1 protein-coding gene is annotated in these 996 nt (G+C 61.2%); it reads right to left on the reverse strand.

All coding sequences use genetic code 11. The features are described from left to right. Nucleotides 1–117: 117 nt before the first annotated feature. Nucleotides 118–996 (reverse strand): carbohydrate porin (locus ACOI6Z_RS27490; protein WP_142761855.1); only part of this gene is annotated, 879 nt, incomplete at its 5' end.

Genomic DNA, 996 nt, shown 5'->3' on the forward strand with positions numbered 1-996 from the left:
AGGAACGTAGGCCGGATAAGGCATTTATGCCGCCATCCGGCATAAATGGAGCGCACCAGTCGTAGCCCGGCTAAGCGTAGCGCCAGCCGGGAACGCTCCTTCGACAACGCTATCGCATCAGAACCACGCCTCAAACATCCCGCCGACGTTCAGCGAATCCAGCTGCTGGTCTTTGGTGCCGTTGACCTTCGCGGTATGCTCGTTGTCCACCTGACCGCCGGTCACGTAGAAGCGCAGCATCGGACGGAACTCCGGCCCCATGCCGATGGCGATGTTCTGCGACAGCGTCAGCTTCCAGCCGTGGTTATCCCCGCCCTGGTCGTAGTCCACGCGCTGGTAGCCCGCTTCCAGCCAGGTGGAGTGCACGTCGTTCCAGAAGTACATCGGCCGCACGATGGCGCCGTAGTTTTTGCGGTTGTCGGTATTATCTTTGCCGTTGTCGTAGTCGTGGAAGGCCAGCAGATATTCCACCTGCGCCTGCTGGGTGAACTTATGGCTGCCCTCGAAGCTGGCGTAGACCGTGGTCAGGTCGTCGGTTTTGTTGTAGACGCTGTTATCCGAGTTGTCGGAGTAGCGCAGGATCACCTTGTTCACTCCGCTGTCGTTGGTGTGGCTCAGCACCAGGCCGCCCTGCCAGGCTTCGAGACGCGCGTCGCTGTCCACCGCCTTCGAGTCAAAGCCGTAGTTGGCGTACACCTCGACGTCGATCGGCCCGGCCTTGATGTTGTGGGTTTTGGTGGTCAGCGCGTAGTGGCCGTTGTCCCCGGTGTCGGAGCTGCCGGTACAGGTGATGCGCGACGGGTTGGTCTCGTCGGCCATCACTTCCGGGCTACAGGATTTCACCTGCGAGACCGTCGCCACGTCGAACTGCACGCCGCCGATATCAAAGTTCTTCACCCCGGCGCCCTGGCCGTCGTGGTTCATCCAGAAGTAGTCGTTGATCCCCTGTTGCGGACGCTGGTGGAAGTCGCGGCCGGCCCAGATATAGGCGTTGGG

Source organism: Klebsiella sp. C239, from assembly GCF_048822715.1.
Taxonomy (GTDB): Bacteria; Pseudomonadota; Gammaproteobacteria; order Enterobacterales; family Enterobacteriaceae; genus Klebsiella; species Klebsiella quasipneumoniae.